Annotated in this window: 16 protein-coding genes and 1 pseudogene; 12 read left to right on the forward strand and 5 right to left on the reverse strand. The window is 35.1% G+C overall.

Features of this window, described 5'->3' with window-relative positions:
- Position 1: 1 nt before the first annotated feature.
- The 4 genes from FTRAC_RS10970 to FTRAC_RS10985 form a co-directional block, all read right to left on the reverse strand.
- Positions 2-1,462: a DUF4062 domain-containing protein gene (locus tag FTRAC_RS10970; RefSeq protein WP_013454321.1), complete on the reverse strand. Its 1,461-nt coding sequence runs from the start codon at positions 1,460-1,462 to the stop codon at positions 2-4.
- Entirely contained in the window at positions 1,459-4,599 is a 3,141-nt protein-coding gene (locus tag FTRAC_RS10975) for a cyclic nucleotide-binding protein (RefSeq protein WP_013454322.1), read from the reverse strand. Before FTRAC_RS10975 ends, FTRAC_RS10970 begins: the two co-directional genes overlap by 4 nt.
- Before the next feature lie 256 nt (positions 4,600-4,855).
- Positions 4,856-5,047, reverse strand: a complete 192-nt coding sequence (locus tag FTRAC_RS10980; RefSeq protein WP_013454323.1) for a hypothetical protein — start codon at positions 5,045-5,047, stop codon at positions 4,856-4,858.
- A gap of 5 nt (positions 5,048-5,052) precedes the next feature.
- Entirely contained in the window at positions 5,053-6,183 is a 1,131-nt protein-coding gene (locus FTRAC_RS10985) for a serine hydrolase domain-containing protein (RefSeq protein WP_013454324.1), read from the reverse strand.
- A 155-nt stretch (positions 6,184-6,338) separates the two neighbouring features.
- Here FTRAC_RS10985 and FTRAC_RS10990 point away from each other — a divergent pair, with 155 nt between their 5' ends.
- Positions 6,339-6,935, forward strand: coding sequence for a LemA family protein (locus tag FTRAC_RS10990; RefSeq protein WP_013454325.1), 597 nt, complete (start codon positions 6,339-6,341; stop codon positions 6,933-6,935).
- A 221-nt stretch (positions 6,936-7,156) separates the two neighbouring features.
- On the opposite strand, the gene FTRAC_RS10995 is transcribed toward FTRAC_RS10990, so the two are convergent.
- Complete coding sequence (locus tag FTRAC_RS10995; protein ID WP_041649759.1) at positions 7,157-8,485, reverse strand: ATP-binding protein; 1,329 nt, start codon at positions 8,483-8,485, stop codon at positions 7,157-7,159.
- Between the two features lie 96 nt (positions 8,486-8,581).
- Between FTRAC_RS10995 and FTRAC_RS11000 the strand changes: the two genes are divergently transcribed.
- The 11 genes and pseudogenes from FTRAC_RS11000 to FTRAC_RS20200 all read left to right on the forward strand — a co-directional run bounded on the left by FTRAC_RS11000 (position 8,582) and on the right by FTRAC_RS20200 (position 19,073).
- Entirely contained in the window at positions 8,582-9,088 is a 507-nt protein-coding gene (locus FTRAC_RS11000) for an FKBP-type peptidyl-prolyl cis-trans isomerase (protein WP_013454327.1), read from the forward strand.
- Positions 9,089-9,154: 66 nt separating this feature from the next.
- Positions 9,155-9,592: a TPM domain-containing protein gene (locus tag FTRAC_RS11005; RefSeq protein WP_013454328.1), complete on the forward strand. Its 438-nt coding sequence runs from the start codon at positions 9,155-9,157 to the stop codon at positions 9,590-9,592.
- Between the two features lie 267 nt (positions 9,593-9,859).
- Positions 9,860-14,320: a fibronectin type III domain-containing protein gene (locus FTRAC_RS11015; RefSeq protein WP_148230072.1), complete on the forward strand. Its 4,461-nt coding sequence runs from the start codon at positions 9,860-9,862 to the stop codon at positions 14,318-14,320.
- A complete protein-coding gene (locus FTRAC_RS11020; protein ID WP_013454330.1) occupies positions 14,295-14,993 on the forward strand; it encodes a hypothetical protein in 699 nt (232 codons plus the stop codon). Before FTRAC_RS11015 ends, FTRAC_RS11020 begins: the two co-directional genes overlap by 26 nt.
- Positions 14,994-15,109: 116 nt before the next feature.
- Positions 15,110-15,256, forward strand: coding sequence for a hypothetical protein (locus FTRAC_RS19805; protein ID WP_185094396.1), 147 nt, complete (start codon positions 15,110-15,112; stop codon positions 15,254-15,256).
- The gene (locus tag FTRAC_RS11025; protein ID WP_013454331.1) at positions 15,234-15,752 is read left to right on the forward strand and encodes a hypothetical protein; all 519 of its coding nucleotides are present in this window, start codon (positions 15,234-15,236) and stop codon (positions 15,750-15,752) included. Before FTRAC_RS19805 ends, FTRAC_RS11025 begins: the two co-directional genes overlap by 23 nt.
- A 316-nt stretch (positions 15,753-16,068) precedes the next feature.
- Entirely contained in the window at positions 16,069-16,986 is a 918-nt protein-coding gene (locus tag FTRAC_RS19300) for a hypothetical protein (RefSeq protein WP_013454333.1), read from the forward strand.
- 197 nt (positions 16,987-17,183) lie between these two features.
- The gene (locus FTRAC_RS11035) at positions 17,184-17,708 is read left to right on the forward strand and encodes a UpxY family transcription antiterminator (protein WP_013454334.1); all 525 of its coding nucleotides are present in this window, start codon (positions 17,184-17,186) and stop codon (positions 17,706-17,708) included.
- A gap of 499 nt (positions 17,709-18,207) precedes the next feature.
- Positions 18,208-18,405 (forward strand): hypothetical protein, encoded by a 198-nt coding sequence (locus tag FTRAC_RS11040; RefSeq protein ID WP_013454335.1) that lies wholly within the window; start codon positions 18,208-18,210, stop codon positions 18,403-18,405.
- Between the two features lie 37 nt (positions 18,406-18,442).
- Positions 18,443-18,730, forward strand: a complete 288-nt coding sequence (locus tag FTRAC_RS11045) for a nucleotidyltransferase family protein (protein WP_013454336.1) — start codon at positions 18,443-18,445, stop codon at positions 18,728-18,730.
- 32 nt (positions 18,731-18,762) lie between these two features.
- Positions 18,763-19,073: pseudogene (locus FTRAC_RS20200) on the forward strand (HepT-like ribonuclease domain-containing protein).
- Positions 19,074-19,147 lie beyond the last annotated feature (74 nt).

Consider the following 19,147-nt stretch of genomic DNA (forward strand, 5'->3'; position numbering starts at 1 on the left):
TTTAGCTATCTCCTGCCATTTCTAGCTGCGTTTTATCAAATGCCGCTTTTATATCCTTTATAAATTTATTCAATTTTTTTGAATCTTCACTAATATCTACCTCAACTTCGTATTGGTTAACATACTCATTCTCAGAGCCCTTTGCCTTCTTAGATTTAAACATTTTGCCTAAAATGGGCTTTGATCTTCCAAAACCGGGCGCCTTCAACAAATCCAACAATTTCATGTAAACCCATTGATTATTAACATTTTCTTGGAATACTATAGCAGCATCCATCTGCTTCAAAGCATCGATATGCTTATTCCTCAATTCCATTAATCCTCCCTGACTTTCCAAAGTCAATATTTTAACTTGTTGGTCATCAATTTTAGAGATTAATCTTTCAGCTTCCTTTTGATCCGACTCATCATAAATTAAATATATGATAGGTAATTTTTGGTCTTCCTGGGGATAGGCGTTTCTTAACTTTTTATTTAATCCGCTATCTAAGAGTTCCTCCCATAAAGTGTTTTTGAAATCTTCAAGAGAGGTTTGCAATACCTCGGCTCCTAAAGAAGATTTATCATCTCTTTTTATATTATGAATGAATGATTTTTGCTTTTCGCTGGCAAATTTCAATGAAGGGCTGATCCATATTAGGCGATTAAAACTATTTGGCGACTCTTCATATTGATCTGCTGCTAAGCCATTTTGAATATCCATAACAGATGAGTCTGAACCATGCGGTATGGAACCATATGAAGCGCCAACCATATGAATGGAAAACTGGCACTTTTTCAAATCCTCTTTAATGGATTTTTTCATTTCTGTGAAATTATGTGGTAATAATCCCTTAGGATAAACCTCATATCCATGACGGCTTAATTCCCGTTTGATTATATTCCTTGCGCCTGCCAAATCTTGACCAGTGTCCGCCAAGTATACCGACCTTCTATTATGAATTAAATCTCCATTATTATTCTCATTGCCCATTTTCAATACGGTTTCATAAATATCAAAGCATAAATCCACCATCTTCATCCAATAGCCCTTTTCAGCCTCTTTGCTGAAAAAGTCTGAAAGTTCCTTTTCGTGATTTTCATAATCCAAATAGAAAATGTAAGCTCTTAATGGACGAAGTTTTTCAGGAATGTCAACAAAGTCTAAAGGGGATTTAAACACCGGAAATACTCTGTCGTGTATCTTTTCACTACTTTTGTTAAGGAACAAGGCTTCTAGTCTATCTAAACTTACTCCAGATAAAATAAAATCTGGTGAGAGAATAGGAATATATATTCCATCCTTCGGTGAAGAGTTTTCAAAAGAATCAGACATCAAATGAATTTGAAATTGCCTGTTCATGGTCTGCTTGAGCATCATACTGAGGAATTTCTCAAAAAAGCTTACCCACCCCCTATTTTGCATGATAGGCTTATTATCATCTTCAGCGTATATAATATTTATATTCAGGTTTTCACTCATACTATTGATTGATAATGTTGGGTTATAGCAGTAAAAATTTGATTAGTAAACTCCTGACTTCTAGACATCAGCGTGTAGAAATTATTAATATTCAATTGGAAAATAACGGAATCAGAGTCAGCTGTAATTTTAGTAGCTTTAAGGTGCTTCTCAGGTACAAATAATTCACCATAAACATCATTCTCTTCCAAGATAATATCTGCTTCAAACTCAGCTTCTAATTTGAATCTTCCTTCAGCTACAACATAGATTGCATTATTTTCAGCATCTGTTAAATCTATTGACTCTCCTTCAGTCATTCGAAGTATATGAGTATTATCAGCCAGATCACAGAGCTGTGCCCCGTTTATGTGAGAAAACACCTTAATTTTCTTCAAAAACATTACTATTTCTACTAAAAGAAAATAGCCATCATTTAATCCATCTTCTAATTGATTGTGAGCAATGGTCTCAATTAAATCATCTTGATCTTCCTGTTTTACCCTTTCAATTACGGCCTCAAATTTATTGGGTGACCTATGGTAAAGTAGCCAGGCAGCAACTTCTTGTAACAATCTATCATCATTAAATATATGGGCTATTACAGCATAGTCGGGTTCATATTCATTCTGAAAAGCCAAATTGTATAATGCACAAGCCTTTATCCATCTGGATAACTGATTAAAATCTCGGTTTAATATATTATTTAGAAGTCTTAACGGCTCAAAATGCTCTCTAGGAAAGAAATGATCTAATGCTTTAATTTTTTCACTTACAGAAATATCATCAATTAAGGGAAAGAGCTTAGATTTTAGTTCTGAATTAATAAACATATCAAGCAGCTCAATTCCATAAGCAATTCCCTCAGATGTTTCAGACAATATATTTTCCTTGACCAACGAAACTGATTCTGTATCATATATCAAGGATAGAAATAAGAAAATCTGCTCATAATTATGACTGATTTCTTCTTTGAAGGCTTGACGAAGAACATAATACTGATCTTCTTTTGGCAGTTCGGTTAAAGCCGCCATGTTCCAAACCGTTTTTCCAATTTCTTCTTCAATTAGAGTAATAATAATTTGTGCTTGATTCCCTTGTGCATTGAAATCTTCATAGCCAAAGCCATTCAGCATTTCGTATACAATTCGTTTGTCAGGAAAGTCAATCTTCTTTAAAAGGAGCTTTTCAGCTTCATCTCCTCCTATTTTACCCATTATCCGAACTACTGCCATTTTTATTTTATCGGATTGTCCCGATTTATGAAAAGCTGACTCCAAATGATGAAGCACATCTCCTCTTGCAGCAACCAAAGCCGCTGCTGCAGCATGCCCGAATTTTTCTGAATCCAACATGTCAATCAATACATTCCAAGTTTCATGGCGCTTCAGAATCCTGGCGGTTTCTATAGCATCCATCCTAACTCTTAGATTTGCATCCTTTAAGAGATCTAGTAGTAAGAAAATATTTTTAGCATCGGCATGTTGCCTAAAAATTCTTGCTGTGTAGAGCCTTTTGTCAGCTTCCAATGATCTTGCCCAGGTACTTAATTGCTCAAATGTTACTGGGGTTACATCTCTCGATTGACTCTCTTTCAAGGCTTTTTCAGCCAACTTTCTTAATGTTAAGCCTGATCCTTCTGAAGAAGCTTGGTTCTTTTCACCAATGTATTCTTGCATCTTGGGTGAAATATCGCCTTTAAAATTCTCTTTAAAAGATGAAAATTCCTCTGGCTCAAGCTTTTCCATTAGCTTTAAACTATAAAGCCTCTTATGTTCCTCCTTGCTATTGACCTGCTTCTGCAATAGTCTGCTGATAGAATTTTCATTTTCATCAACCTTATTCTTTTCTTTATTCCTTACTAATGTGCCTTGCAGCGTTGATCGATAGCCTTTATGTAGTTTTTGTGTCACTAAATACCATATTAGCAATAATGGAATAACTGCGATTGAAATTGTTAAGAGATTAAAGACCTCTACATTGTTTAGTAAAATAATGATAGCACCGGCTATCATCCCTGCAAAAGCATTTACTAAGCCTTGAATTTTTACTTGAATATCAAACCTACTTTCCACATCAAGCGGAAGGAAATAGAGCTTGAACGCAGGCTCATCCAAGGCATCTTTTAGAGAAGTAACAAAGAGTTTACTTACTGCAATAATCACAAAGAAGAAAATAAAAGTTGGGTCATCTGGAGTGAAACCGAAGCCAGCGCCAATCAGACAGGCTGCACCAACCATAATGAGGATCAAGATAGGATTGATCAGTAAGGACACTTTCAACCCATAAAGAGCAATGATCTTATCCGTTGCAAATGTTTGAAATAGAAAGCTGAAAATAATGATTGTACCATTGAAATAAGCTAAAAAGGTAGCTAAGTTGCTCTCATTAAACTGAGCGGAGGCAACACTGAAGAATGAGTAATCAATAAAGGTAATGGCCACAACACTCACTAAAACAAAGCCCACCATCAACAGCATATATTTGTCTGTGAGTACTTTTTTGTACGGAACAAATTTATTTCTACCTGCTTTAATTAAGAATTCTTTCGAACTATTCATTAGCCACAGGAAGGATAAAAACATTCCGCCAAGGCTAATAACACTCATGGTAATTAAATCTTTTTCAGCAAAATCAGGTCGGTTCAATAAATAGGGTATAATGATCAATAAAGCCAAAATCGATGCCGTCAATTGGCCAGTATCAATTCCACCAATAATTCTTTTGGATTGACGTAAATCAAATAAGCGACCAAAAGCACCCCAGAATATCAGTAATATCAGGTATGTAAATGGAAGTACGAAGGTGAAAGTAATAAAATATAAAGGTGATACATCTGGAAGGTACGAATAAGCTATTTCCACTGCAATTAAGAGTAAAAATATGATAAGTAGGGTATATCCTGCTAATCGAACAAAACTGGTTTTTGATTGAAAATAATTGAAAAGATAAGTTGCCACTACTCCAATTGCACCAGAAACCACAATGGCTAAAGGTAAATCGGTCTCTTCATTGAAGTTGTTCAAAAACAAGGACTCTGCACCTACCGAAAGACCAGACACAAAAAAGCCCATAAAGAATCCCATAAGGAGCAATAAAAATACTCGCTTGGACTCCGGCTCTTCTGCATTTAAAATGTTGAGGACCAGCTTCTTCAATTAGACTTAGTTTTCTTAGTTAGTGAATCGAAATTAAAACAAATATTCGTATTGTAATATTTTATCTACAAAAAAGTACTTTTAATTTCGATGAGCGGCAAATATGTGAGGATGGTTATTAATAAGTGTTACAACACATAAGTTCGTTTGGAAAATCTTCTGTAAGGTATGTCACCTCAATCAATAAAACCAGAAAGCAATTTGAAATACTGATAAAACCCTACATCATACTACTTGAATTTCAAGTTCTGAATATCTAATCTTCCTCTTGAGATTTTTTCTTCCTAATATATCTATTTAAAACAAAGGCAGCAGTCCAGAAGGCAAGTGCCACGAAAGTATACTCCATTGCTTGTTCTCCTGCATAACGCAAACTATAGTAGAATACCATAATCATGATGACAACCAATATCCAATATACAATTCTTAAAATCTTTGTAAATTCCATTTCCTCTACTTTAATAATTCATAAGCTGCTTCTACATAGGTAAAAACATCATTTGGATGTTCATCTGTGTAAAGTTTACTTCTACTTTTTCCTAATCTTACTACCACAGCATTTTTATCTTTCAAAACAAAGATGTATTGTCCTAAAATGCCTCTTGCATAAGGAATTTGCTTGCCCTTATAATTCAAAATCCACCACTGATAACCATAATGAGGAATAAGTTCTCCTGATCTGATCAATCGAGCAGGCATAGTGGCCATTTCAATATATTCAGCTGGAACTACTTGCTCCCCATTCCACTTTCCTTTGTTCAAAACTAACTGACCAATTCTGGCAAAGTCTCTGGCCGTGCTATTAAAACAACAAAATGCTTTTTCCATTCCTCCTGCTCTGTCCAAGCTCCAAAGCGCATCTTGCTCAGCCCCTATTTTTCTCCATAAGCGGTTGGTAGCATAGTCGCTTATAGATTGACCAGTAGCTGATTCTAGCACTTCCGCTAAAATTTGTGTATTGATACTCTTATAAGCAAATTCTTGAGAAGGTTCACCTGAAACCTCCAATTCAGCCACTAAACTTTTTAAGTCATTTCCATAATAGGCATCCGTTGTTTTAGAAAAAGGACTCATATAAGCTTCGTTCCAATCAATGCCTGAACTCATGGTCAGCAAATTCTTTATCATGATCTTCGACTTTTCACCTTCTTGAAAAGATTCTAAAAAATCGGAAACAGGCTGAAATACGCTTTCGATTTTACCCTCTTCAATTGCAATTCCTATTAATAAACTTACTATGCTTTTGGCAGCAGAAAACGAATTGGAAATTTCAGTTTCATCATAGCCTAAATAATATTTTTCATAAAATAGAGCTGTATCTTTCACAACCAAAAATGCAGTAGTTTCATAAGACTCAAGCTCTTCTTGATAGGTCTGCCCCATTTCATATTGATTGTATTGAGGGGATTTTTCCCAGGCTTCAGGATTGCTGGCTGCTATAGTTCTATTCTCAAAAATTTCATAATCATCAATATTAGCAGTTAAATGAAGAAATGCCTTTTGTGCATAATTGGGTAAGAAGAAATAAATTATTCCTAACAATATAACTACCAAAATACTGTAGCCGCCAATCTTTTTCAACATAATTTTATTGCTTTGTTTCTAGACTCGATGTAAAAATAAGGTTTCAAAAATCATTTATTGGCATTAATGTAAAATGAATTTAAAAATCAACATTTCTCTGCTACCTTCGTAATCAATATGCTAATGATTTAAATAAAAAACCTAATCTAACTAATATGAAAAAAGGACTTTTAATTACCATAGGCGTAATAGTCGTTATTGTTTTTATACTTTATCGACTTTTTGCAGGTTCCTACAACAATATGGTGAATAAGGAAGAACAAGTGACGGGCGCATGGGCGCAAGTTGAAAATGTGTACCAAAGAAGAGCGGATTTAATTCCCAATTTGGTGAATACAGTGAAAGGATATGCTGATTTTGAGCAAGAAACTTTGCAAGGTGTAATTGAAGCACGATCTAAAGCAACAGGCGTAAACGTTAATGCTGATGATTTGAGTCCTGAAAAATTGGAACAATTTCAGCAAGCACAGCAAGGATTAAGTTCAGCTTTATCCCGACTGATGGTGGTAGTAGAAAGATATCCTGACCTGAAGGCAAATCAGAATTTCATTAAGCTTCAAGATCAACTGGAAGGAACTGAAAATAGAATTGCAGTAGAAAGAAGAAGGTTCAATGAAGTGACTCAGGAATACAATACCTACATTAGAAAGTTTCCACAAACGATGCTAGCGGGAATGTATGGCTTTGAAAAGAAAGGATATTTTGAAGCAGACGAAGGAGCTGATGAAGTGCCTGAAGTGACTTTTGACTAAAAACAATTTAACTTATAAAAAAAAGGCATATCGTCTCTCATTCTAGAAGGTGTTTTCTATTAATCCACCTACCCCCCTTGAAGGTGTTCTCACCTTCAAGATTCTGAGAGACTCAAGAGGCGTTCATTGCAAATTTTTGGGTGAAAACACACAAAAGTAGAAGAGTTTTAGCTTAACAGGATTTTGAATACATTAGGCTTCTGGGAGATTTTCAGAAGCCTTTATTTGTTTTTCCGCTGCATATCTTCTAATGATAAGCCGGTATATTCAATTTTATACTCTTTAAAATCTTTCAATAATTTCTCTGATTTACTTTCAAGCTTTTTTAAATCAATTTTCTTTTTATTAAGCTTCACCTCAGCTAAAATCATCTTTTTTTCTAGCTCATTTATGGCGATTAAATCAATTTCATTTAGATTCCCTTTTTCCCAGTAGTTACCTACCATTGAAAAATTGCCAGACTCCTCAAACTGCTGCCTAAAATACCGTTCCAGCATATGACCGCTGAAAGTATTAAAATCACGATTTACTATTTCTTTTACATAATCATAATTTCCTATTTCAATTGCACTTCTGTTTTTATAAATAAAACGAAACCAAAAATTTAGAAAATTATCTTTTATCTGATATTTGATTTTACGACTGTTTGGCTTTGCAAAAATCGGTTTTACTTTTTCAATAATCTGATATTCATTTTCTAGTCTATCTAAAAAACCTCCTATTGATCCTCCCAGTATAGACTCAATTTCAGTTCGGGATGTTTTGGAAGAAGCTATCAGGGTCAAAATCGAAAAATGAGTATGATAATCTTTTCCTAATTCATCTGTCAAAACATTTTTACCTTCATCTAGAAATAGAGAATTCTCTCTAAATATCTCATTTAAGATAGATTCTAAATCAAAAGCTTCTGCCATAATTAAGTTTTCAACATATTTAGCAACACCTCCAGTAAAAATATAGAATGGAAAAATATTTTGATACGATGCATTCTTCACTTGATCTTGCAGGATTTCCTGAAGCACATTAATCTTAAAAGGTTTTATGTTCATCCGAGCGGTAGCTCTTGAAAAAAGCGGTTCTTTTGAGTTTTCAAAAATGCGCTTCATTAAGGAATAGATAGAGCCACACAAAATTAAATTAATCTGACTTCCCTCTTTATTACTATCCCAAATATTTTGCATTTCACTCATGATTGAAGGATTTATAGATAGAAATTCTTGAAATTCATCAATTGCTAGCGTAAATGGAATTTCTTTAGAAATATCCATCAACCATGAAAAGAGCTGACTGAATTGGGTAATTTCACCATGAGGTTGTTTTTTTAGTTGAAATTGAATAAGTTCTAAAAATTCAGCACATAGAAGTTGCTCGGACTTTTTGGCAACAAAAAGATATACAGCAGTGGAATCTTGATCTATGCTTTTTTTAATCAAACTGGTTTTACCGATCCTTCTCCTTCCCACCATTACAGTCATCTGAGCATTAGTTAGTGACCGCTTTTTAATAAGTGCTAAGTTCTCTAGTTCTGATTCTCTATTGTAAAATCTCATGATTAATTTATTGTAATGCAAATTACGGTAATTTATATTACAATAAAAACAGTTAATTCTAATCAAACATCCGCACTTCTAACAAGTTGATATAATATGGAAATTCAAGAAAACACAGTGGTCACTTTATCCTATCATGTGCGAAAAAAAGATGAAGAAGGAGAATTGGTGGATTTCTCGGGACAATCCTATCCATTAAGGTTTTTATTCGGGACAGGCAAAATGCTCCCTTATTTTGAAGAGCAACTAAAAGGAAAAACTCATAATGAAACCTTCGCATTTAGGCTTCCTGCTGATTTTGCTTACGGCAAAAAAGATGAAAGCCTCATAAAAACAATTCCTATTGAAGAATTTACTGAAAAGGAAGGCTATACGAAAGAGACTTTGGAAGTAGGTGCTTACATTCGATATGAAAACAGTGAAGAATCTCAAAGCGGAAAAATCATAGATAAAAACAAAAAGGAAGTTAAAGTTGATTTTAATCATCCTCTTGCTGGGCAAGATCTTTTTTTTAAAGGAAATATAATCTCTGTCAGAAAAGCTTCTTTTGAGGAGATTGAAAGGCAGCACCATATTGAACCAGATGGTATTCGCTTTCAATAATTGTCATAATCAATAACAATTGCATTTCCTTACCGTATTCCTCTCAAGATTTATTATTTTTACATCATGGCAAAAGACGCATTTACCGAAGAGGAAAAGAAACAAATTGTAAACGCAATTAAAGAAGCGGAAAAAAACACATCAGGTGAAATCCAGGTTCATTTGGAAAATCATTGCAAGGAAGATGTGATGGATCATGCAGCCCATATTTTCAAAACCTTGAAAATGCACAAGACTGAATTGCGTAATGGGGTTCTGTTCTATATGGCCATCAAAGATCACAAATTTGCCATTTTAGGTGATGCAGGTATCAACAATAAAGTGCCTGAGCACTTCTGGGACGACATTAAAGAACATATGCTTTCCCATTTTAAAAATGGAGATTTAACTGCAGGATTGAGCGAAGGCATCAAAATGGCCGGAGAACAGCTGGCTTCCCATTTTCCATATCAGAAAGATGATGAGAATGAATTGCCTGATGAAATTTCATTCGGAAAGAATTGATTAATAAACCTCGCTAAAAATGCTAAGATCTATTCCACAAAAAATTAACATCCAAATCTAGTTAATACTAAAAAATCTCAATAGTTTTTTGAAATCGCCCCAAAACCCATACTTTTGGATTTAAAATAAAGAAAGAAAGAACCAAAGAAATCCCCAGACATTAAACTTCAACCAAAACCATACCTGATAGCGCGAGCTTCCAGCACCAAAATGTTAGCGCGAGCTTCTAGCTCGTGCTCCAAGTACATTTCAAAGCTAACGCACCTTGTGTGCTCATTATCAATTGCCATCATCTTATTAATACCAGCAACGGTATATTCCCAAAACGCCTCCAACCCTGTCCAAGTCACTTCCAACCTGATGACTCCTTATAGCCTGTACCTCTCAGACTACAGCGATGCAAGCCAAAAGAAGTGGAACATCCAGTTGTTGTTGAAGGATTTCACCAAGACCGATTATCAAGCAAAACTTCGAATCACCATAGAAGGGGCAGGAATTAGACTCAGAACCAGGCAAGGCTTCAGTCCTGGTCCAATCAGATTGAACCCCGGAATCCCCTACCAAGTGGATGCCACCGACCTGACCCAATACCTCAACATCCAAAATATGGAAGTCAGCGGCATTAATCGCAGCAAACTGGCCTCTACCCAGAAACTGCCAGAAGGCTTTTATCATTTTAAGATTGAGGTATTGGATTATAACAGAAACAATAGGGTCAGCAATATCGGTACTTCCATAGCGTGGCTGGTGCTCAACGATCCGCCATTGCTGAATCTTCCCTTTCAAGAAAAAATCCGCATACAAGACCCGCAGCAAGTACAGTTCCAATGGACGCCAAGACATACTTCCTCTCCCAACAGTGCCTTCGAAACCGAATATATCTTCAAGCTTTGGGAGATCTGGCCAGAAGGACGGGATGCCAACGAAGTGGCAAGGACAACCCGTCCACTGTTTGAAAGGAGAATCATGACTACCAGTTATTTTTATGGATTGAACGATGCCATGCTGATCCCGGGAAGGAGCTATGCCTGGCAGGTACAAGCTGTTAACCTTAACGGTAGGGATTTATTTAAAAACCAAGGCAAGAGCGAAGTGCGCTGGTTTAAATATGGGGATGAGTGCCTTCCTATTACCAATTTGGGGGCAGAGGCACTGGGCACCGACCGGATCCGCATCACTTGGGAAGGTGGCTGGAACCACAATCGTTATGTAGCCCAAATCAGAGAGAAAGGAGAAGAAAAATGGATCAACTATGGCACCAACATAGAAACCAAGGTGGTCTATGATCTACAAGCTAATACAGAATACCAGATTAGAGTATTGCCTAGTTGTGGTGCCCTAGAGGGAACGGCAGAAAACACCTTGACACTCTCCACTCCTGAACAGGATGTACAAGACTTAGATTGCGGAGCAGAATCTGATCTTCCTTTAATAGAGAACAGGGAGCCCATAGCACAACTAAACGCAGGTGACCAGATAACGGCAGCCGGCTTCACCGTCATCCTGACGGAAGTGATCAAAACAGGTGAAACCTATACAGGCATGGGGTTGATCGAAGTCCCGCTTTTCAACTCCGCAAGAGTGGAAGCAGTCCTGAATGATATCAAGGTAAACACTGACAAGCAATTGATAGGTGGGAATGTGGAAAGCACGCTCAATCCGAACGGTCCATTTATTTTAGATACGGATGAAGTGATTGAAGAACTCAGCGAAGAAGGAATAGGCGAACAGACAGAGAATGCGGATAGTAGTTTCGAGGAGCTACCCGACACCGATATCGATATAGAAGGAGAAATAGCGGATGTGGAATATGATGAAGAAGAGGGCACCATCACCGTGACCGATACGGAGGGCAATACCACTGAAATAGATCCAGAAACAGCAGATGAAAATGAAGATGGGGAAACTGTGCTAGAGGATGAAGAGGGGAATGTGTATGTGGTGGGTGATGATGGGGAGGTGAGTGGGCCTTATAATGACAATCCATCAAATCCGGATGCTGTACCTGAGGATGTTACGATCGATTACCTTGTCCAATTTAGTGCAAGCCCACAGCAGCAATATGGCTTTGATAGTAAACAGTATGAAACCTTAGCGGGAAATTATACCCAAACGACCCTCAATGGAGAGGCTTATTGGATGGCTTGGAAATCAATTTCCAGTGGAAGTGCAGACCCTGTGCTGGCTGAGGCAAAAGGAACGGATGAATTTCCAGAGGAGGTGGTTTTTAAAAACTTATCGACTAACCTTGGGTTTGCACCGGCAGAGGAAGCAAATGAAAAAAGTGTAAGCGTGCAAACGAGCACAGATGATGAAGAAGTAACCGCTTTTGTATTGCAAGAAAGAACCAATGCTGAAGGTGAAACCGAAGAAGAGCAAGTGACGGTAGGGAAGTTGAAGGTGAAGCAATACGATCTAATTAGCAATAAGGTAGTGATTGTTCCAGTGAATGATGCACAAGTTCCAGTTGCTTCCAGTCTTCAACAAGAACTAAATCAAATTTATGGACAAGCAGTAGCTAGTTGGGATTTAAACATAGCTGAACCTTACGAAGTAGGCTCAGAAGTGTTGGAGAGCTTAAATGAAGGAGAGAGTGGATGGCTGGCGAGCTTCCCGCAAAATATGCGGCAGTTTAATCGCGACTATAAGCGCAGTGTAGAATTTGATAATGATGCCTATTACCTCTTTATAATAAATGAAGAGGTAGCCGATATAGCCGGCTTTATGCCCTTTAAAAGACAGTATGGTTATATTTATTCCAGTAATACCAGCAATTTGAGTAAAACAATAGCTCATGAATTAGGACATGGTGCCTTTAGGTTATACCATACATTTAGTGATGAAGGCTACGTATCAGCAAAGAATACCACAGACAACCTAATGGATTACAAAGAAGAGGGCACCGACCTCTACAAACACCAATGGGACTTGGTTCATGATCCGGAGGCTATGGTGAGTTGGTTTGAGGATGATGAGGAGAGTGCGCATATATCAGATAATTTAGATGATAAATTTATTACTTTATTTGATAAAGTATATTCAAATAATAACTCAAGTAATTTAAACTATTTTAACTCCATAGTTAGTGGAATTAATAATGGCGAAACAGCAAACATCCAAATAGAATTTAAAAAATCAGAAATAGAAGGATTAAATGAGGAAGATATAGGTTGGATTGAAAATTGGGAAATAAGAATGAGAAAAAGCCCAGATGTTTTAAAAGATATAATTGAGGCTATAAGAGAAACTGGAAATGGAAAGAGAATTTCTAATATAATAGCACAGAAAAATAAGGTTTATATTGTTAAGGCAATTTATAATGAAGTCGAATATAATGTCGCTATTTATGGAAATGCTTCAGCTACATCCATGAACAATGTTTTCACAAAGGTCGTGGTAAACAAAATGTCAGATTTAGCATTAAGCGAGAACCGAAAACACTTGTATGTAGATTCAAATGAAAGAAAAGATTATTGGATTATTGGACTACTAGAGGAAGGCAAAACTGAACCGTCTTTAATAATTCAAATATGTAGAAAGTATGATAATTTAGAAGCAGAAAAATGGCTACGTTTTCTAAATATACTATTCCCACAACTAGATAATAGTGATTCATTTGACTGGATGGATGATATAGATCTTTCTTCCTCACCAATATCAGATGATGTTTTATCTGGTATAGAAGAAAATTTAAATAAAATTAATGATAGAAGAAATAAAAGTATATATGGAATCAATACATTGAAAGAGTACGGTGATGGAGATGTTTATTTTGGAACTGATTTGGGTTCCCCTACATTTTCTGGAACCGATTTTGAGAAAATTGTAAAAAAAGAGATTTTTAATGAATTGAATAACGAAGGTTCCTATAGTGCAATAAATACATATGATAATGAGCATTTTACCTGGGGAAAAGGTTTCGCAGTAACTGGAGACTTAATGAAAGTTATAAAAAACTTAATAGAGAATGAGTACATCGATTATGATCAAATTTTTGCTAATGTTGGAATTAAAATAGTTGATGGAAAGTTTTGGGTATTAAATAAGGAAGGTGCCTGGTTAAAAGATTCACCTCCTAACTACCAAGCTGCAGATTATATTGCCCGTGATAATCGATTGTTAAGCTTCTTTATTGAATTAGCGGAGAAGTCAGATTATTCTCAAGATATAATTAATGCGCAATATGAAGCAGTAAATGATGGCGGAGCTGGTGATTATCCAGATTATATTTTAAATGAAGATAAGTCAGACTACTCAGATAATTGGAATCATGAATCCGTGACTGTGATTTCACATTTATCTCATTGGGCAGGGTACAGATGGCACGAAGGGCAGGATAGATATAAAGATACCAAAGGTGACCTGGATAAGATACTTTATAAGTATTTATATAATACATTGAAAAATTATTCTGTTATGAGAAGTGGTTCCATCATTCAAACAAATATTTATAGATGGAACAATAATTATAATGTTTTAAGAAACTTAGATCATTGGGGAAATCCTAAATCATGTGGAATTAATAAAATAAATGAAACATGGACTTCTCATGAAATTGATTTAAAATTTGAGGAAGATGTAGATAATATACTAAGAGCCAAAAAGAGTAATGAGAATAAATTCATTAAAAATTCTGAAATTGTAATAATAGAAGCAGATTCAAAATTTTTAATAATCACTGAAGACGCAAACAGTATTTTATATGAAGATTTTGAAGCAAAAGACTAATATCATTTATTTATTTTTCCTAATCTCAACTCAAGGATTTGCACAGGAAACAAATAATGAAATCGATTTGAAGAAAGTTCGTGAAACCATTCTAGAATCAGGAAATTACATGTTCCCTAAATCATTTATTGAAAATCTTGAGTTAGATAAATATAAAACTTTCTATTTTGATGATAACTGTTTAGTACATATACCATATAAAAATAGAGAAGCTAAAAGCTGGGAAAAATTGTCTTTAATATGTTTATTTAAAAAATCGGGTACTACTTGGCAATTTCACTCTATTTTTCCATACTATTACGATTTAAAAAAAATTAAAGAAAGCTCACATTTGTTTATGTCTACTAATTTATTCTGCGAACCCGATGGGTCTTGTAATAAATTTGTAGTGGTAAGTTTATTTAAAGATAACACATTGTCAGATTTAATTAAGGAGCGAGGATTCAATAATGAGCTGTATTTACAACGTTTACAGGTATTCAATCATATTTCACAGGTTAAAACTTACCAAGGAGATACAATATGTAACTTACCTAGCCTTTCTGCATTAGATTTTTATAATTCAAGTTTAAAATCATATACAGTTGAACGAAAGATTATGATATTAGAAAAAGTTACCCAAGATTCTCTCACAATTAAGAAATTTTTAGATGAGGAATTTATAAAAGAGTAAGTGAAGAGTGGAATAAGAGATATCCCAATGATAAAAAAGAATTTCATGGTAAAGACATTGATGAACTAGAAAATAATGTTGAAATAGCAATGAAAGCTTCCTTGATTATGTAGGAAATGGATGATATGAATGATCTAGCCGATGAAGGAACTGACTTTTCTACAATTAAATTAGTTACTAAAAAAGTAAATGGAGGATATAATGGTTTACCAACGAGGAAAAAATATCCGGACAAAGCAAATGAAGTATTTGATAACGATTAGAAATATAAAGAAATTAACTTTGTGTGTTTTTCTTTTAATTACTTATCATGTAAGTTATTCTCAAAATAGTTTGGATAAAGCACAAGGGTTTTGGGAAGAGGAAACTGAAGGATTTGAATCATATATAGTTATTGAGAACCATTACCTGTATTCGATAACTATTTTTGAGGGGGTAATGGACATTTCAAAGGAGCTGTTTGGATTCTATGATGATTCTGAAGCTAGTAGAATTAATCCTAAAAACCTTTCTGATAGTGGAAAGTACGCTGTTTTTTTGATCTATAGAAGTTCAATCAAAAACTATAATGACAGTATTAAGAGAGGATATTATAACTTTTATGAATATGATCTAAATGATGATTACTTTATTTATTATGCAAATGTGCCGGTAGTATTGAAAAAAATTGAGACTTTACCTAAGAATATTCAAAAGGACTTTGAAACTAAAAAATCTGAACTTGAAGATCAATTTACTTTTTTTGAAGGTAAGAATTAAGATGATCCCACTTTCGTTTTCGTCTGAAAGGTGGATGCTTAGTGCAAACTTTGGCAATACTTTCAATATCTCTTAATATTTAAACATAAAAGTAGCAGAAGTAATAGTTGATAAGTCTGTTATTCATTCTTCTCCAAATAAACGTACTAAAATGTAAATGGCGTCAGGAGATGTGCCTACTATATTAAAAGATAAAGGTGATTGGCTTAAAATAGAATATTTGGGATCTCGATTAGTTACAGGATGGATACAAAAATCAGATGTAGATTTTTAAAAAGTTTATTATTTAGGAAAAAATCATAATTTTAACCCCCCCATGAAAACCCTCCTAACCATAACCCTACAATTTATCTCGATTATAGTTTTAGCACAATCCCCAGTTGCTCCACTCAACCAATATTTCCAGGAAGCCAAAAATGGTAGCTATGCCACAGCACCTCAAAGCCTGTTTGATCAGGAAAATAATTTTGATGTGTTGCTTTCGGAACTGGTAAAATATCAATCCGATAGCACAGCTCGGATTCGTGCGAAGGCCTATCGTTTAGGCAGTAGATTTGCTCAGGTTTCTGATGATGAAGCAGTAAAACAAAAAGCAATTGATCAGCAAATAAATGCATTAAATGATAAGGATAGAGGAATAGCAGGAAATGCTATCTCGGCTATGACCAATTTCAATAATACCATCTTCACAGAAGACCAAAAGACTCGAATTCTAAGCCAGCTAGATGCTGAAACACCTCACTTTAATGATTTTGTAAAGCTCATAGGCTTTTTACAAATCAAATCTGCAATCCCAAAACTTGAGAGTTTTTTAACTGTAAAGAAGAACGCAGTAACAAGATGGAATATCAGATTAGCTTTAGCCCGAATGGGAGATGAAAATGCTATCGACTACATCAGCAAACGATTACAAAAAGCGCCCATAAATGATGCTTTGGCCTATGATATTGTACCCGGTCTGGTCTATACCCGACAGCCGACAATATTTGAATTTTTAGAAACCCAAATTCAATCTAATGAAGCCAATTGCAGTGTGCCCAACCCAAATAGCAATCAAAAAATCACATGCGCCTATCGAATTATGGAAGCTTTGCCACATGCTATAGAAGATTTCCCTATTCCCACGGATGAATTTGGAGAGTTAATGGTAAGCGATTACGAAAAAGCCCTTCAAGACTTAAGAAGATGGTTTAATGAAAATGAATCCTATGACTTTAATAACAAGGTGTACTAGTTGAACATAGATTAAATGCATAATTCAATATCAGCGATTAGCAAGGGTGCAACTTCTAGCTTCCAACTCCCCTCTTCAAACATATCAACCACGAAACCTGCTATCTCGTCAACTTGCCAAGCTAATCCATCGAAATCACTAAAAATCCTTTTTATAAAGTCTATGAAAGCTTAATTTTGTATATTATAATGAATAATATGGAGTATTGGTTTGCCATTTACACGAAATCCAGAACGGAGAAGAAGGTTGCAGATAGGCTTGCCGATCAGCATATAGAAGTCTATTGCCCTACTCAAACGGTGATGAGGCAATGGTCCGACAGAAAAAAGAAAGTAAAAGTAGCCGTTTTCCCGTCCTATGTATTTGTAAAGTTTCAAGATGACAATGAGCGCTTACGGATATTGCAAACTCCCGGAGTGGTGAATTTCGTACGTCATTTGGGTGCTGATGCAAAAATTCGTCCAAAGGAAATTGAAGCCATACAAAATTTGTTAGGGGAATATGAAGAAGTGAGTGTAGAGCCTTTTCAAGTTGGTGATAAAGTGCAAATACAGCACGGAGGTATGAAAGGACAGGAAGGTAAAGTAATTTTAGAGCAGAAAGACAGAGTAATTGTATATATTGAAAGTTTAGGCTTAAGCTTAAAAGCAGAAGTAAGTAAAGCTAAGGTTAAAAAAGTAGGAAAAGAGGAAGACAATAAAGGTGGGAAGTACCATTTTTAATGGAGTTACTGCAATAGCGCAGGCGTCCGCTTGTGCTTGTTTGCAGATACTGAAAAGCTGGTATTGTCGAGAAAGCTGGTCCAAGCGGATGCTTGAACCATTGAGAGGATTGTTTTAGCATATTAGTCTGACGGTTGTAACCGTTTGACTGCTAAAAAGAGAATAGTGATAAATTTTCTTTCTACTACTTAATTAAATTCTGTGCCCATCCCCCTTTGGGAGATTATAGGGGGCTAGCTAAGTTCCAAAAATGGGACTGAAAGGGCGGAGCCGTAGGTAATTAGTAATTAATAATTACATAATTAAAATAGCCAGAAGTGAAAATTCTGAAACAAAGGATTTAAGTATTAATTTCAATACTATAGTTCAAATCGGACGCTTGAAACATTTGCCAGATAGAATCAAACTGAAATAGCACAACAATAGCGCAAGCGTCCGCTTGTGTTTGTGCATATTCCGAAGCCGAACCTCCATGACCTAAACATTGTTAAATTAAATTATGACAATAAAAGAAAAACTAATACAGAAGATTAATGCGCTGGAAAAGCAAGAAAATTTGCTGAATGAAACATATAACTATCTTTCTTATCTTGAATCACAAGAAGAAGATGATGTTTTCAGAAAAGCTTACGAGAATAGTCTAAAGAAAGTTTGGGATAATACAGAAGATGACATCTACAATCAATTTGTTAAATAGATAAATACTAGGACAAGTCAATTAATTCTATATAAAAATGACTTCTGAACAATTGTATTCAAAGCTTACTTCCTTAAAAACTGAGTTAAAAGAAAAATATTCAGTTGAGCAATTAGCCATTTTTGGTTCTTATGCTAAGGGTATGCAAAAACCAGAATCGGATATTGATATATTAGTTTCATTTAAAAAACCAATTGGATGGTCATTTTTTGATTTACAAGATTATTTGGAAAGTCAACTTGGAAAAAAAGTAGATTTAGTTACCCCCAATGCTTTAAAAGAATTGATAAAACAAAATATTCTTGATGAAGCCCATTACCTATGAAAAATAGACCAATGCTACTTTACCTTTTGGATATGCAAACTGCTATCCAACGAATATTAGATTATACTAAGGATTTGGACTATGATGGTTTCGCTAATAACTTCAAGGTCGTGGATGCAGTTATCAGAAATTTTGAAATTCTAGGTGAAGCGGCTAAAAATATTTCACCACAAATTAGAGAGGAGTATCCAACTGTTCCATGGAAAAAATGTATGCGCTGAGAAACATGGTAATACACGAGTATTTTGGGATTGACCATTATCTAATTTGGGATATAATCAAAAATTATCTTCCTGAAAATCTTGAAGATTTAAATGAGGCAATTGAAGAAATAAAAGACTAACCAGCCTATATAAACTGCTGTGAACTTTATTTTTTTAATATTGAGTAATCTTTGTGCCTTTGCGACTCCCGACT

Source organism: Marivirga tractuosa DSM 4126 (genome assembly GCF_000183425.1).
Classification (GTDB): Bacteria; Bacteroidota; Bacteroidia; order Cytophagales; family Cyclobacteriaceae; genus Marivirga; species Marivirga tractuosa.

What these genes read in the sequence shown, in the direction of transcription:
- FTRAC_RS11045 (WP_013454336.1), top strand. Translation starts at nt 18,443, where the DNA reads ATGACTTCTGAACAATTGTATTCAAAGCTTACTTCCTTAAAAACTGAG.
- FTRAC_RS10980 (WP_013454323.1), bottom strand. Translation starts at nt 5,047, where the DNA reads ATGGAATTTACAAAGATTTTAAGAATTGTATATTGGATATTGGTTGTC.
- FTRAC_RS11020 (WP_013454330.1), top strand. Translation starts at nt 14,295, where the DNA reads ATGAAGATTTTGAAGCAAAAGACTAATATCATTTATTTATTTTTCCTA.
- FTRAC_RS19805 (WP_185094396.1), top strand. Translation starts at nt 15,110, where the DNA reads ATGGATGATATGAATGATCTAGCCGATGAAGGAACTGACTTTTCTACA.
- FTRAC_RS10995 (WP_041649759.1), bottom strand. Translation starts at nt 8,485, where the DNA reads ATGAGATTTTACAATAGAGAATCAGAACTAGAGAACTTAGCACTTATT.
- FTRAC_RS11025 (WP_013454331.1), top strand. Translation starts at nt 15,234, where the DNA reads ATGAAGTATTTGATAACGATTAGAAATATAAAGAAATTAACTTTGTGT.
- FTRAC_RS11035 (WP_013454334.1), top strand. Translation starts at nt 17,184, where the DNA reads ATGGAGTATTGGTTTGCCATTTACACGAAATCCAGAACGGAGAAGAAG.
- FTRAC_RS10990 (WP_013454325.1), top strand. Translation starts at nt 6,339, where the DNA reads ATGAAAAAAGGACTTTTAATTACCATAGGCGTAATAGTCGTTATTGTT.
- FTRAC_RS10985 (WP_013454324.1), bottom strand. Translation starts at nt 6,183, where the DNA reads ATGTTGAAAAAGATTGGCGGCTACAGTATTTTGGTAGTTATATTGTTA.
- FTRAC_RS11000 (WP_013454327.1), top strand. Translation starts at nt 8,582, where the DNA reads ATGGAAATTCAAGAAAACACAGTGGTCACTTTATCCTATCATGTGCGA.
- FTRAC_RS19300 (WP_013454333.1), top strand. Translation starts at nt 16,069, where the DNA reads ATGAAAACCCTCCTAACCATAACCCTACAATTTATCTCGATTATAGTT.
- FTRAC_RS10970 (WP_013454321.1), bottom strand. Translation starts at nt 1,462, where the DNA reads ATGAGTGAAAACCTGAATATAAATATTATATACGCTGAAGATGATAAT.
- FTRAC_RS11040 (WP_013454335.1), top strand. Translation starts at nt 18,208, where the DNA reads ATGACAATAAAAGAAAAACTAATACAGAAGATTAATGCGCTGGAAAAG.
- FTRAC_RS11005 (WP_013454328.1), top strand. Translation starts at nt 9,155, where the DNA reads ATGGCAAAAGACGCATTTACCGAAGAGGAAAAGAAACAAATTGTAAAC.